At 59.9% G+C, this 13,412-nt stretch carries 12 protein-coding genes; 2 read left to right on the top strand and 10 right to left on the bottom strand.

Going from position 1 to position 13,412, the window contains the following annotated elements; translation table 11 throughout:
• Nucleotides 1-5: 5 nt before the first annotated feature.
• A complete protein-coding gene (locus AABM55_RS19575) occupies nt 6-650 on the top strand; it encodes a c-type cytochrome (protein ID WP_347927376.1) in 645 nt (214 codons plus the stop codon).
• Nucleotides 651-789: 139 nt separating this feature from the next.
• Nucleotides 790-2,592 carry a DNA polymerase/3'-5' exonuclease PolX gene (polX, locus tag AABM55_RS19570; protein WP_347927375.1) on the top strand — a complete coding sequence of 601 codons (1,803 nt, stop codon included), beginning with the start codon at nt 790-792 and terminating at the stop codon, nt 2,590-2,592.
• 84 nt (nt 2,593-2,676) lie between these two features.
• Here polX and AABM55_RS19565 read toward each other — a convergent pair whose 3' ends face one another.
• The 10 genes from AABM55_RS19565 to AABM55_RS19520 form a co-directional block, all read right to left on the bottom strand.
• Nucleotides 2,677-3,063 carry a hypothetical protein gene (locus AABM55_RS19565; protein ID WP_347927374.1) on the bottom strand — a complete coding sequence of 129 codons (387 nt, stop codon included), beginning with the start codon at nt 3,061-3,063 and terminating at the stop codon, nt 2,677-2,679.
• 189 nt (nt 3,064-3,252) lie between these two features.
• Nucleotides 3,253-3,798 (bottom strand): Hsp20/alpha crystallin family protein, encoded by a 546-nt coding sequence (locus tag AABM55_RS19560; RefSeq protein ID WP_103316140.1) that lies wholly within the window; start codon nt 3,796-3,798, stop codon nt 3,253-3,255.
• A gap of 98 nt (nt 3,799-3,896) precedes the next feature.
• Nucleotides 3,897-5,390: an arginine-ornithine antiporter gene (gene arcD / locus AABM55_RS19555; RefSeq protein WP_347927373.1), complete on the bottom strand. Its 1,494-nt coding sequence runs from the start codon at nt 5,388-5,390 to the stop codon at nt 3,897-3,899.
• 243 nt (nt 5,391-5,633) lie between these two features.
• The gene (locus tag AABM55_RS19550; protein ID WP_347930064.1) at nt 5,634-7,760 is read right to left on the bottom strand and encodes a copper-translocating P-type ATPase; all 2,127 of its coding nucleotides are present in this window, start codon (nt 7,758-7,760) and stop codon (nt 5,634-5,636) included.
• 57 nt (nt 7,761-7,817) lie between these two features.
• A complete protein-coding gene (locus AABM55_RS19545) occupies nt 7,818-8,072 on the bottom strand; it encodes a DUF2933 domain-containing protein (protein ID WP_347927372.1) in 255 nt (84 codons plus the stop codon).
• Between the two features lie 104 nt (nt 8,073-8,176).
• Nucleotides 8,177-8,587 (bottom strand): hypothetical protein, encoded by a 411-nt coding sequence (locus AABM55_RS19540; RefSeq protein WP_347930063.1) that lies wholly within the window; start codon nt 8,585-8,587, stop codon nt 8,177-8,179.
• Nucleotides 8,588-8,835: 248 nt separating this feature from the next.
• Entirely contained in the window at nt 8,836-9,537 is a 702-nt protein-coding gene (locus tag AABM55_RS19535) for a VIT family protein (protein ID WP_347927371.1), read from the bottom strand.
• Nucleotides 9,538-9,616: 79 nt separating this feature from the next.
• The gene (locus AABM55_RS19530; RefSeq protein WP_347930062.1) at nt 9,617-10,582 is read right to left on the bottom strand and encodes an FAD:protein FMN transferase; all 966 of its coding nucleotides are present in this window, start codon (nt 10,580-10,582) and stop codon (nt 9,617-9,619) included.
• Entirely contained in the window at nt 10,572-12,794 is a 2,223-nt protein-coding gene (locus tag AABM55_RS19525) for a PepSY domain-containing protein (RefSeq protein ID WP_347927370.1), read from the bottom strand. Before AABM55_RS19525 ends, AABM55_RS19530 begins: the two co-directional genes overlap by 11 nt.
• A 25-nt stretch (nt 12,795-12,819) precedes the next feature.
• On the bottom strand, nt 12,820-13,290 hold the full coding sequence (locus AABM55_RS19520) for a DUF2271 domain-containing protein (protein WP_347927369.1): 471 nt from the start codon (nt 13,288-13,290) through the stop codon (nt 12,820-12,822).
• Nucleotides 13,291-13,412 lie beyond the last annotated feature (122 nt).

The following is a 13,412-nucleotide window of genomic DNA, read 5'->3' as shown; positions in this document are numbered from 1 at the left end:
TGGGCATGAAGAGTACTTTCAATCGATCGCATTTATTGCTTGCCCTCTGCGTGGTTGCGCTCACGGGCTGCACCGGTACGACCGAGCAGGCATCGGAAAAAACCTCGCCGATGTCCGGCATCGCCATGGTCGACAAGGTTTGCTCCATGTGCCACGGATTGACGGGGGAGTCCGTCTCGCCGATGTTTCCCAAGCTGGCCGGCCAGCAAAAGGAATACCTGAAGCTGCAACTGACTGACTTCAAGGGCCATGTCCGCAGCGATAAAACCGGGACCCAGTACATGTGGGGATTTACCCATTTGACAGAGACCCAGATCAACGAACTGGCGGACTATTTTTCCAGCCAGAGCCCCATGAAGGCTGACGCCGACAAGTTTGATCCACGCGGCGAATTGATCTTCCGCAAGGGCTTGCCTGGCTCGGGTGTCGCCCAGTGCAGCTCCTGTCATGGTGCCGAGGGCCAGGGCAATGGCCAGTTTCCGCGCCTGGCAGGTCAACATGCCGAGTATATGATCCGCCAGCTCAAGGTGTTCCAGCAGACCGACCAGCGCCCGCGTGGCGAGCTGATGAAGCAGGTCACTCATTCCCTGTCTGATGAAGATGCCGCCTCTGTCGCGCATTACATTGCGACACTCGGGGCAAAAAAATGATGGCTTTTGCGGCACCGGCGATGAGCCTGCGGGCACGTCGCGGTTCCAGGCCTTCAGGCACTGTCTGATCTATATCAATGACCGTGTGGCGGGATCGGCAATCCTGACCCAGTGACCTCCACTGAGTCAGGATTGCGCCATGAAGCTCACTGCGGCACCGCTTCCAGATCCGTTGCCAACCTTGCCTCCTTCATCGGCCAAGGTCGGGCAGGCGATCGGCAATGATCAAATCGCCGCGATTTTTGACGATATCGCCGATCTGCTGGAAATCGAGGACGCCAATCCCTTCCGTATCCGCGCTTACCGCAATGCAGCGCGAACCCTGAGGGCTTTGACCTTTGAGGTCGCGAAGCTGATCGTGCGGGGTGAACCGCTGCCCAAACTCACGGGCATTGGGGTCGACCTTGCCGGCAAGATCAACGAAATCGTCACCACCGGCGATTGCGCTCTGCGCCAACGCCTGCGCACGACATTGCCCTTGGGGCTGGTCGAGCTGCTTTCCATTGCCGGGCTGGGGCCCAAACGCGTTAAACACCTTTATCACGACCTGGGCATCGAAACCGCGCAGCAACTGTGTCAGGCGGCCAAAGACGGACGCATTCGCCATCTGCCTGGCTTCGGCGAAAAGATGGAGGCCCGACTGTTGAACGCCGCGCAGAAGGGCATTGGCAGGGACCGCCGGTTGCCATTGGCCTTTGTGGCGCCGGTGGCCCTGCGACTGACCGAGTACCTGCAGCAGCTGCCAGGCGTTGAGGCAGCCACGGTTGCCGGCAGCTTGCGACGGATGCGCGACACCATCGGCGATATCGATATTCTGGTGGCCGCGGCACCGTCGGTGGACGTCACGGCGCACTTTATCCAGCATCCGGACATTGCCACTGTGCTGGCGCAGGGTCGCACCCGTACCAGCGTGATACTGGGCACCGGCATGCAAGTGGATCTGCGGGTGGTCGAGCCGGCGGTCTATGGCGCCGCCCTGGTGTATTTCACTGGCAGCAAAGCGCATAACATCGCGATTCGCCAACGGGCTCAGAAGCAAGGTCTCAAGCTCAGTGAATATGGCCTCTTCAGGGCAAAAAAATGTGTGGCCGGCACCACCGAAGATTCCGTTTACCAGGCGTTGGGGTTGGAATGGATGACACCGGAACTGCGCGAGAATCGCGGTGAGATTGCCGCGGCAGAGGCAGGTCATTTACCCAGGCTGATTGAGTTGAGCGACCTCAAGGGCGACTTGCATGCTCACACCCGCGCCTCGGATGGGGGTAACAGCCTTGAAGAGATGGCATTTGCAGCGCGGGAGGCCGGGCTGGAATATCTGGCGATTACCGAGCATTCGCGGTCCCTCAGAGTGGCCCATGGCCTGGATGCCGACCGGCTGCTCAAGCACATCGACCAGATCGATGCGCTCAACAGCCGCTTGCGGGGCGTGACCTTGCTCAAGAGCATCGAGGTGGACATTCTCGAAGACGGTAGCCTGGACCTGCCGGACGATATCCTCGGGCGCCTGGACCTGGTGGTCGGCGCCGTACACAGCCATTTCGGCCTGACGTTGCGTCAACAGACCCAACGCTTGCTCAGGGCCATGGATCATCGCTATTTCACGATTCTGGCGCACCCGCTGTGCCGGTTGATCAATGAGCGCGACCCGCTGAACCTGGATCTGCCGGTCATCATCAAGGCGGCCCGGCAGCGTGGTTGCTGCCTGGAACTCAATGCGCAGCCGCAACGCATGGACCTGTTCGACCTGCAGTGCCGCTACGCCAAGGATGAAGGGGTGCTCATTGCCATCAACTCGGATGCGCATCGCACCGTTGACTTCGCCTATTTGCAGTATGGAATCGCTCAGGCACGCCGTGCCTGGCTGGAAAAAACCGATGTGCTCAACACCCGTCCCCTGAAGGAACTCAAGGCGTTCCTGAGCGCCTGTTCTGCCCGGGGATGAGTGGCTGTGGGTGCGGGATTGAGACGCTCCATTCCCTTTCGTCAGCAACGTGCCGGATGACCTCCGAGAAATCAGCTGCGCCTGTCACTGTATGGGCCCCGAGGGAGTCCCCGGAACCAGGCGCCACGCTTCAGGACATTGGCGTATATAAGGGTAGTAGCCTTTGGCTGAAGGGCAGTAATACCAGCTTGGCACAGGCTGGGTGTTGGGGGGCGCTGCCACCACGGGCGGGTTGGCCGGGTAGTAATAAACAGGGGGCGGGTAGTAGTAAACCGGGTAGGAGGGGTAGTAATACGGACCACGAAGGTACGCGCCTTCCCAACCCAGTCCCAAGCCAAGACCGATGCCCCACCAGAACGGAGCGCCGATATGACCGCCTCCGTGTCGGTCGGCGTTGGCCGGTAATGCAAGGCACGTGGCGATCAGGATTGCCCCTATCAGCGTGCAACGTTTTACCGAGTCGATATTCATGATGTCTACCCAATCGTGGGGGCAATTCGAGAATAGGAGTCGCTCAGGGGAAAAATCTGATCCACATCAGAAAACAGGCATACGAACGGGCAAGTGGATAGACGGGCTGCCAATAGGGGGGGAGTCATAATGTTCGATGCAAAAAAACCTTGCCGGTTTCCCGGCAAGGTGAGGAGGACGGTCATCGGCTTAATTGCCTTTGATCGGCACAATTTTCTCCGGTTTCATGGCTTCGGGCTTTTTCGGTAGCGATATGCTCAGCACACCTTTGCTGAAGCTCGCTTCGATCTTGTCGGCGTCGACCCCTTTAGGCAGGTTGAACATCCGTTCGAAGGAGCCGTAGTGACGCTCCGACAGGTAATAGCCCTTTCTTTTTTCTTCCTTGTCTTCCTGTTTTTCGCCTTTGATGATCAGGCTGCCGTTGGACAGTTTGATCTCGACGTCCTTCTGGTCCATACCGGGCAGTTCGACAGTGATATCGAAGCTTTTATCTTTCTCGGTGATGTCCACGGCAGGGATGCCGTACCCCATCAGTTCACGAGATAAAAGCGGCTCGACGTCGAACAACCCACGGCTGAATGGCGATAATCCCAAAGGACCTCGATTGAAGTCTTCGAACAGGTGATCAACCTGTTCCCGCAGTTTTTGCAGAGGACGCCAAAGGTCAGTCGTCGCTGGGAGCGGACTTGCTTTTTTTTCGGTATGAACCGGTACTTTTTTCACGGAATTGGCCATTTTCAGTTCTCCTCTTTGGCTATGTCGAGGTGGGCTGTAAACGTTTTGGACACCTGTGCCTGCCTCGAGAAAAAACACATCCATTCATTGATTTGGCCTTACAAGGCCAGTTTCCCTGACCACAGCATCCAGCCGGCGAAAGCGGCCGCCGCCCAGATGACGATCAACAATCCCCACTCAAAGCCGTTCAGCACTTGACCCTGGCGAGCCCGTTTGGTGGCCAGGTAAATCAGTGAGCCGGGGGCATAGAGCAGGGCGCTGAGCAGCATGTATTTCGGCCCTGCGGCGAATAGCAGCCAGAAGCAATACAGGGTTGCGACCGAGGCAATCGCCATGTCGCGCAGTTGCAGGGCTTTGTGTCCGGCATACGTCGCGCCCTGCCACGTCAGCTTCAACGCGTACAGGCCGCTGAACAGGTACGGCAACAGAATCATCGAGGTCGCCAGAGAGATCAGGGCCAGGTAACTGGCGCTCGAATACAGCGTCAGCAGCAGGAATAGCTGAATGCAGCCGTTGGTAATCCACAAGGCATTGGCAGGCGCGCCATGGGTGTTTTCCAGGGCCAGCGGTCCCGGCATGACCTTTTCCCTGGCCGGTGTGAACACCGACTCTGCCGCCAGCAGCGTCCAGGCGAGCAGCGCGCCGCCGACCGAGATGATCAGGCCGACGCTGATCAGCATCGCTCCCCAAGGGCCGGCCACCGCCTCAAGCACACCACTCATCGAAGGATTTTTCAGCGCGGCCAGTTCCGGTTGCCTGAGAATGCCCAGTGACAGCAGGGACACCGCAATCAGCAACAACAAGGTGAGAACAAAGCCGATGACGGTGGCCCGTCCCACATTCACCCGTTCTGCCGCACGGGCGGAAAATACGTTGGCGCCCTCGATGCCGATAAACACCCAGACGGTGACCAGCATCGTGCTTTTGACCTGATCCAGGGTGCTGCCCAGTGCCGGCGCACCCCAGAAGTCGACCATAAACGTTTCGCGCTGGAACGCCGCAATCACCAGGCCGATAAACACAAGCAACGGAACGATCTTGGCCAGGGTCGTGAGGGCATTGGCCCGCGCTGCGGTGCGCATGCCCCGCAGGATCATCCAGTGCAACGACCACAGCACCAGCGACGCCGCCGCAATGGCTGCTTTGTTATTGCCTTCACCGAATAGCGGGAAGAAGTAACTCAGCGCCGCGAACAGAATCACCAGGTAACTGACGTTACCGATCCAGGCACTGATCCAGTAACCCCAGGCCGAGTTGAAACCGAGGAATTCGCCGCCCAATGCGCGGGCATAGGCAAACACGCCGTTATCCAGTTCGGGCTGGCGGTTGGACAAGGTTTGGTAGACCAGTGCCAGTGACAGCATGCCGACGCCGGTGATCAACCAGCCAATCAGGATCGCGCCGGCACCAGCGCCCGCAGCCATGTTCTGGGGCAGGCTGAAAATACCGCTGCCGATCATCGAGCCGACCACCAGAGCGATCAACAGGCTCAAGGACAGGCGCCTGGGTTCCAGCTGGCGCAAGCTTCCCGCCGCAGGGCGAGGCGAAATGCCTGGAATAGTCGGTTGGGTGCCGTGCACATGCGTTGCCATGCAAACCTCCACGAGACAATTTCTTCATCGGCTATCGCCAATGCGAGAGCGCGAACGCTGATGATTAATGTCTGCGTGAATGGGCTGCCGGGAGTTGATGTAGATCAGAGGAATGGCAAACCGCACGAAGGGTACAAGGGATAAACCCCATGGGCGTGTGCGCCGCTGTGTCTCGTAGAAAAGGGGTGGAATGCTCTCAGGATTCGAGTGGTTGGGCGGCGGTTGGGTGTAAGCGTATTTCGCTTATTCAATCGTGGCCTGGCGCAGGCGCAAGGCATTGAACACTACCGATGCCGAGCTCACGCTCATGGCCAGCGCCGCAATCAGTGGTGATAGAAGATGACCGGTCAGCGGGTAGAACACACCGGCGGCCAGCGGAATGCCCATGGCGTTGTAAAGGAAGGCAAAGGTCAGGTTCTGATGCATGTTTCTCACGGTGGCCACTGACAGGCTGCGCGCACGCAGGATGCCGAGCAGGTCGCCCTTGACCAGGGTCACCTGAGCGCTGTTCATTGCCACGTCAGTGCCGGTGCCCATGGCGATACCCACATCGGCGCGCGCCAGTGCCGGGGCGTCATTGATGCCGTCGCCAGCCATCGCCACCCGGTGTCCGGCCTGTTGCAGTGCCGCGACCAGGCGCTCTTTGTCTTGCGGCTTGACCTCGCCATGCACCTCCTCGATACCCAATTGACGCGCCACCGAACGGGCCGTCGTAAGGCCGTCGCCAGTCGCCATGACGACCTTGACGCCGTCCGCTTGCAGACGGCCGACTGCCAGTTTCGAGGTGGGCTTGATGGGGTCGGCTACCGCCAACAACCCCGCCAGGACACCATCGACCGCCAGGTACATGATGCTCGTGCCATCACTGCGTAGTGTTTCTGCCTGGGCTTGCAAGCTCTGTATGGAAACACCCGCCTCATCCATCAACACCGTATTGCCCAGTCTCAGGCCACGGCCCTCGACCTGACCGCTGACGCCAATACCGGAGGCGGACTCAAAGGCTTCAGGCGTGCTCAGTGTCAGACCCATGCGGCGGGCTTGCTCGACGATGGCATGTGCCAACGGGTGCTCGCTGCCCTGATTGAGAGACGCCGCCAGGCGCAGCACTTCGTCCTGGGTAAATCCGCGTGCAGCCTCGACACTGTGGAACGCTGGCCGGCCTTCGGTGAGGGTGCCGGTCTTGTCGACGATCAAGGTGTCTATCTTGCGCAGGTTCTCGATGGCGGCGGCATCGCGAAACAACACGCCGACACTGGCAGCCTTGCCGGTGGTGACCATGACCGACATTGGTGTCGCCAGACCCAGGGCACAGGGGCAGGCAATGATCATGACCGCGACGGCGTTGATCAGGCCAAATACCCAGCTTGGCTCTGGCCCCCACAGGCCCCAGCCGACCAGCGTCAGCAGCGCGATGCTGATCACCCCGATCACAAAGTAACCGGCGATCACGTCGGCCAGACGTTGCATTGGCGCTTTCGAACGCTGTGCCTGCGCAACCATCTGCACGATCTGCGCGAGGAGGGTAGCCGCCCCGACCTTCTGTGCCTGCATCACCAGACTGCCATGGAGGTTGAGGGTGGCGCCGATCAATACGTCGCCGGCCTTCTTCATGACCGGTATCGGCTCACCGGTGAGCATCGACTCGTCCACCGCGCTTTCACCTTGCAGCACCTGACCGTCGACCGGCACTTTTTCACCCGGGCGTATGCGCAAGGTGTTGCCGCTGTGTACGTGGGTCAACGGGATGTCTTCTTCCGTGCCATCGGCATTGATCCGGCGGGCGGTTTTCGGTGCCAGCCCCAGCAGCGACTTGATGGCTGCCGAGGCTTGCGAACGCGCCTTGAGTTCTAGCATCTGGCCGAGCAAGGTCAGCGAAATGATCACCGCCGCCGCTTCGAAGTACACGCCGATGCGACCGTCCATCATGAACGTGTCGGGGAAGGTATTGGGGGCCAGGGTGGCGACGACGCTGTAAAGGAAGGCCGCTGCCGTACCAAGACCTATCAACGTCCACATGTTTGGACTGCGCCGAATCACCGAATGCACGCCGCGCACATAAAAGGGCCATCCGGCCCACAGCACGACGGGGGTGGTCAGTGCCAGCTCGATCCAGTTTTGTAGGGAACCGTGGAACAGCATCAGGACATGACTGCTCATGGCCAGCACCGTGACGATCACGGTCAGCGGCAAGGTCCACCAGAAGCGCCGAGTGAAGCTCTTGAGCTCGGGGTTCTTGTCCTCTTCCAGTTCGGGGATCACCGGCTCCAGGGTCATCCCGCACTTGGGGCAGGTACCGGGGCCCGTCTGGCGGACTTCCGGGTGCATGGGGCAGGTGTATTCAGAAGTAGCTGACAAGCGGGCTGCGGGCATCCGATCGACCGGGGGGGCCGGGTTGTGCTCTTGATGATGCTCAACGCCGTGCATGAGTCAATTCCTGTTCTCGTCCTTGACCGGGTCTGCGGTTTCACTTCGATGGTTGTGACCACCGTGATGGTGGTGCCCAAACAAATGCATCAGCGGACACAACAGCAAAATCGAGTAGGGCAACAGGCCGAGAATATGGCCGTAGTGCTCACGGGCCAGATAGAACAATGCAATGACCAGCAACATGCCTAGCGCGATGCCGGATTTGCTTCTCCAAAATGCTGGAGACGTGTTGGTCGAGTGCTGTGAGTTGATCATGGTTGGGTGCTCCTGGGGAGTGAGCGCTGCCAATACGCTGAACAGGATCAACACTGCGGTTTCAGGGTGAAACCGCCGTGGCCGTTACGACGGGCTTGTCCGGATCATTGGTTCATCGGCATCTTCATCATGTTCGATTGCTGATCCATCATATTCATCATCATGTTCATCATGCCCATTCTGTCCTTGTTGCCCGGCATACCCATGTCATTACAGTTTGCATTCATCATGGCCATACCGTCCTTCATCGTCTTCATGCTCTCCTGCATGGCGGCTCGCCGCTCGGCAGGGGTTTTGGCGGCGGCGATTTTGTCGTGTGCAGCCTGCATTTTTTTCATTTGCTCGGCCATGGCCTTGTTCTGCTCAGGTGTGGCGGGTGTGGCGGGTGTGGCGGGTGTGCTGGTTTGAGCGGGGTCGGTCGGGTTCAGCTCCGGGTGGTGCTCATCGACGGCCGAGGCCACGAGCGGGCCGCTCACAAGCAGGGCGGCGAGGATCAATTTCAATGAGGCATGCATGGCAATCTCCAAAGGATGAGGACAACACCGTAATACCCACAGCACGATGATGGCGAAACCAGAACATGGAACTTCCCCGGTAACGAAATAGCGGGATTTGTTCTTTTTCAACCTACAGCACACCGAAGTTCCATCATTGATCGAAATCAAATCAAACGTAGTCAGTCAGGTCCCCGGCCCAAGCCCTGAATGTAGTCGCTCATCGCTGACCGTGACCGGGTAACGCTCAGGTCCGTTTCATAAAAGCGCTAGGCAACGGCACCAAATGAAATACCGACTGCGGCAGTAATAGCCATCGCCAGTGCGCCCCACAGCGTCACCCGCCAGGCGCCGATCAGCAGATTGGCACCGCCTGCCTTGGCGGCAATGCCGCCTAAAGTGCCCAGGAATACCAGTGACATGCCGGATATCCAGGCAATCACACTGTGGGTCGGCGCGAGGATGGTCACGCCCAGCGGCAATGCGGCGCCCACTACAAAGCTGGCCGCCGAGGACATTGCCGCCTGCAGCGGTTTTGCACTGAGCGCATCGGAAATGCCCAGTTCGTCGCGTGCATGTGAGCCCAGTGCATCGTGTGCCATGAGCTGCGTGGCGACTTTACTGGCCAGCTCGGGTTCAACACCACGATCCACATAGATGGCCGCCAACTCCCGGTGTTCGGCAAGCGGCGCTGTCTCAAGCTCTGCTTGTTCGCGCAACAGATCGGCCCGTTCGGTATCGGCCTGGGAATGCACGGAGACGTATTCTCCCGCCGCCATCGACATCGCACCTGCCACCAGCCCGGCCACACCCGTGACGAGCAACGTGCTGTGGGTGGCATTGGCGGCGGCGACGCCGATCAGCAGACTGGCGGTCGATACAATGCCGTCGTTGGCACCCAATACCGCGGCCCGAAGCCAGCCGATTCGCTCATGCTTATGGGATTCAGCGTGTCTGCGAAAGAACTTCATCGTTGAAATCTGCTCACTGTCGTTGAATTGATACCAATCAAAAAAATGCCTGGATAAATCAACCACTGGCCTGGTCGTTTCAGCGAGTTTCAATCTGCGCCTGGAGCTGTCCGGCAACAACCGATAGTTCCCTGAAATGCTCACCATCATGTATTACGAACAACGCATCCATACCGCGTTCCTGCGCAAGCTCAGGACCGGCTTTCTCCCCCAGGACCATCAGCGCGGTGGCCCATGCATCGGCGAGCATGCAAGTGGCGGCGACCACCGTCACGGCCGCGAGTGAGTTGGACAAGGGCGCCCCGCGAGCCGGATCCATCGTGTGCGAGTAATACCGCCCCGCGACCTCGATCCACTGACGATAGTCCCCGGACGTGGCAATCGCTGCATCGCTGATTTCCATCACCCCCATGACTTCACGAATGCCGCGGCGGGGTCTTTCAATCGCCACAACCCAGGACTCTCCACCCGGCTTGACCCCGCGCGCGCGCATTTCACCGTCGATTCCTACCAGATAGTTGGTTATCCCCCAACCATCGAGACAACGTGCCATTTCATCCACCGCAAAGCCCTTGGCGATGCCTGATAGATCAAGGGTAGTCGCTGAGCGTTTACGGGCCAGGTTGCGCAGCGGATCAATCTCCAGCGCTTGCGTGGCTGGCACGCGCGCCTGACGATCCGAGGCACTGATATGCGCTGCGCCGGGTTGTTGTTCGCCAGGCCCGAAGCCCCAGGCATTGACCAGATCGCCCACGGCGATATCAAACGCCCCGTTGGATTGACGACCCACCCGCAGCGCCGTAGCCAGGACGGTGGCCAGTTCCTCGGGAATGGGCAGCCATTGCTGTTCGGCTGCTGCGTTGAGACGGTTGAGTGCGGAATCGGCCTTCCACGTCGACATCTGTTGATCCACCGTGTCGACAGCCGCAAACAGACTCTCATTGATGGCAGCCTCATCCACCGGCGGCTCGGCGTAAAACACCGCAGTGTAACGGGTGCCCATGGTTTCCCCGCTCAGGCTATAGCGCCGGGGTTCAGTAGACATCTTCACGGTAGCGTCCTTGTGCTTTGAGCGTCAGCACGTTCAAGTCGAGCGGGGCCAGCACTTCATCCAGGGCGTTCATCACCCCTTTGGCCATCTCGCGACTCCCGCACACCAATACGTGGGCACCTTTTTCAATCAGGTGACGGAGTGCCAGCGCGTCGGCGATCAGGCGGTCCTGCACATAGCTGCGTTCATGGGTTTGGGAGAAGGCGGCGCGCAACCGGGTGAGGCGCTGATCGGCCAGATAGCGGTTGAGCTCAGGCTCATAGAGAAAGTCGGACGCCGGGTGACGTCCGCCCCAGTACAAGTGCATGGGCTTCCTGGCTGTGTTGTTACGGATAAAACCGGCTAAAGGGCCGATCCCCGTACCGGCGCCGATGAGAATCACCGGCTGTTTTCCACGGCCGGGGCGAAACTCGGGATTGGGCTGTATGAAGGCTTCAATCTGTCCTCCCAGCGGCAAATCATGAAGGAACCCGGAACACACGCCGTCGACGTGTTTACGCACACAGATTTCCAGAACGCCGTCATCTGATCCGCTGGCCAGCGAGTAGTAGCGCGGCACCCTGGAACCGGGCGGCAGCACGCCAACCAGATCTCCGGCCTGGAACCGGGGCAGGCCGCTGTTGCGTCTGTGTTTGAGCTCGCCCGGCGAGCGAGACGTTGCGACTGCGTTGAAACGCAGGATCTGGGTGGGAGCGTTCACGTGTTCGCCGTAGTGTGTGCGATCGATCAACGCCAGGGTCGTGGTTTCCGGCAGCCGTGGGACGTGTACCAGCGTCAGTTCATGGCCCAGCAACCGGCCAACGGCGCTGCCCCAACGGGTGAACGCCTGGGCGGATTGGCGATTGATGGTTTCAAGTTCCAGCAGCTGCGTCCCGCCTGAAGCCAGCAGAGCCGCCTGAGCGTCCTTGGCAAACTGACAAAATTTCGGGAACTGCCGATCGCCAAATCCCAGTACGGCAAAACCCAGGCCAGGCTTTAGGCGGGCATTCGCCAGTCGTTTGAAGAATTGCGAGGCCGAGGCGGGTGCATCGCCGTCGCCGGTTGTGGCGGTCAGGATGAACAGCCGCTGGGCGCTGCGATACTCCACCGCGAGCCGGTTCATGGGCGCGGTATGGACGCGGTGGCCGGTCTGGTGCAACGCCTCATGCAAGGTGTTGGCAAAGCCCCAGGTGCTGTTGCTTTCGCTCCCGACCAGAATCACCGTGTCGGCGTTTTGCGCGCCACTGTTGTGACGGATTCTCGGCTGTGACTGACGACGACGCCACCACAGCAGCGCACCGGTGACGCTCATCAACGGCACGCTGAGCGCGCAAACGCCGAGGAACAGGCCCAGCCACCAGAGGCTTTCGCCGGTATGCAGTTGGTAGATGAATTCGTAGGCATTACGCATGCGGTCATGGGGCACGTAGGACAACAGCGCTCCATTGGTGGGGTCGACGTAGCCGTCGCCCTGCGCAGTACGCAACGAAAAGAAATCTTCGGGATGACCGACGCTGGGATAGGCCAGCTCGCGCAGGTCGTTCAGGTCAGTCGCCAGCAGTGCTGGCAAGGTCGCGACCGGTGCTGCCGGGCCGCTGCTGAGCGTGCTCGGAAATACCGGCTCGCGTTGCGTCCCGTCCGGGATCAGGCCGAAGGTGGTGGCCGACATGTACAGCCCGGTCAACGCGGACAACAGTAAGCCCAGAATCGCCAAACGCCCGACTTCGGCATGCCAGCGCTGATTGAAACTGCCGCGCAGTGGCCGCATCACGCGCCGCCAGCCGCCCAGGCGCTGTGCCAGCAGCGCCGCCCCGGAAATCGACAGTATCAGGATGAACAGCGCGCCGATGCCGGCTGCCGCATGCCCCGGTGTGCCTGACAGCAATGAGCGGTGCAGGTCTTTGACCCAGCGGGTGAACGCCGAGGGCGTATAGCTCGCAACACCTGCTCCGGTCAGCGGGTCGACGCGCTCGGCGCCGGTCTGGCCGTCCTGGGTGAAATACACGATGACTGAACCCGAGGCGGTACGGCGGATTTTTTCGACCCCGGGGTAGTGGTTCGCCACTCGACCGGCCAACTCGGCAACGTTCACCTGACCGGATGCCGGTACTGTCGCGCTCAGTCTTTCCAGGGCCGGATTGATCGACAGGATCGCACCGCTGATCGCCAGCAGCATGACCAGCAGGGCCGCGACGAGGCCGGGCAGTGAGTGAAACTGGCGTAGCATGGTCAGCCTCCAAGGGGTGCCGGTGTCACATGTCGTAGGTAAAGGACTCGATGTAACCGCTGCCGGTAGAAGGTTTTCCCGCGCCTTGAGTGGTCAATGGCACGGCAATATCGGAGCGGGCTTCACGTTGATTCTCGACAGCACTGTCGACGCGGATCTGATAGCCGGCATCAATCAGTGTGTCTGCCAGTTCAACGCTCACTTTCAGGGTGCGCCCGCTACCGACGCTGGCGCCGCTGACCCCGTCAAACTCGTTGGGGTTCAAGCCGCTGCCGCGGGCCCAGTCGGACAAATGCCTGTAGTACTTGGCCTTTTTGCCAGCCACCCACAGGGTTTTCTGGTATTTACCGTTGGCATCGGTCACGTAAAACGCCAGGTACGCGTCATTGCCGTCGTAATTTTTCAGTCGGGTGGTCAGGGTGACTTCCCGCGCCTGGGCCAGACCCGGCAGTGCAATGGCGGTGGCGAGACAAATCGCAGCAGTCAGCTTTTTCATGGTGGATTTCCCGTTCAAGCGTTGTGGCTGAATCCTGCGCCTGTAAGCTGACAGCAACCTGAAGGGGAATTCAGGCCTTTGTCAGGTTGGTCAGCCAAGGTGTTGTACGACGAACCATCACA

Origin of the sequence: Pseudomonas helvetica (assembly GCF_039908645.1) — a bacterium.
Taxonomy (GTDB): Bacteria; Pseudomonadota; Gammaproteobacteria; order Pseudomonadales; family Pseudomonadaceae; genus Aquipseudomonas; species Aquipseudomonas helvetica.
Note: the sequence above shows the minus strand (reverse complement) of the source record. Positions and strands in the feature narration are given on the sequence as shown.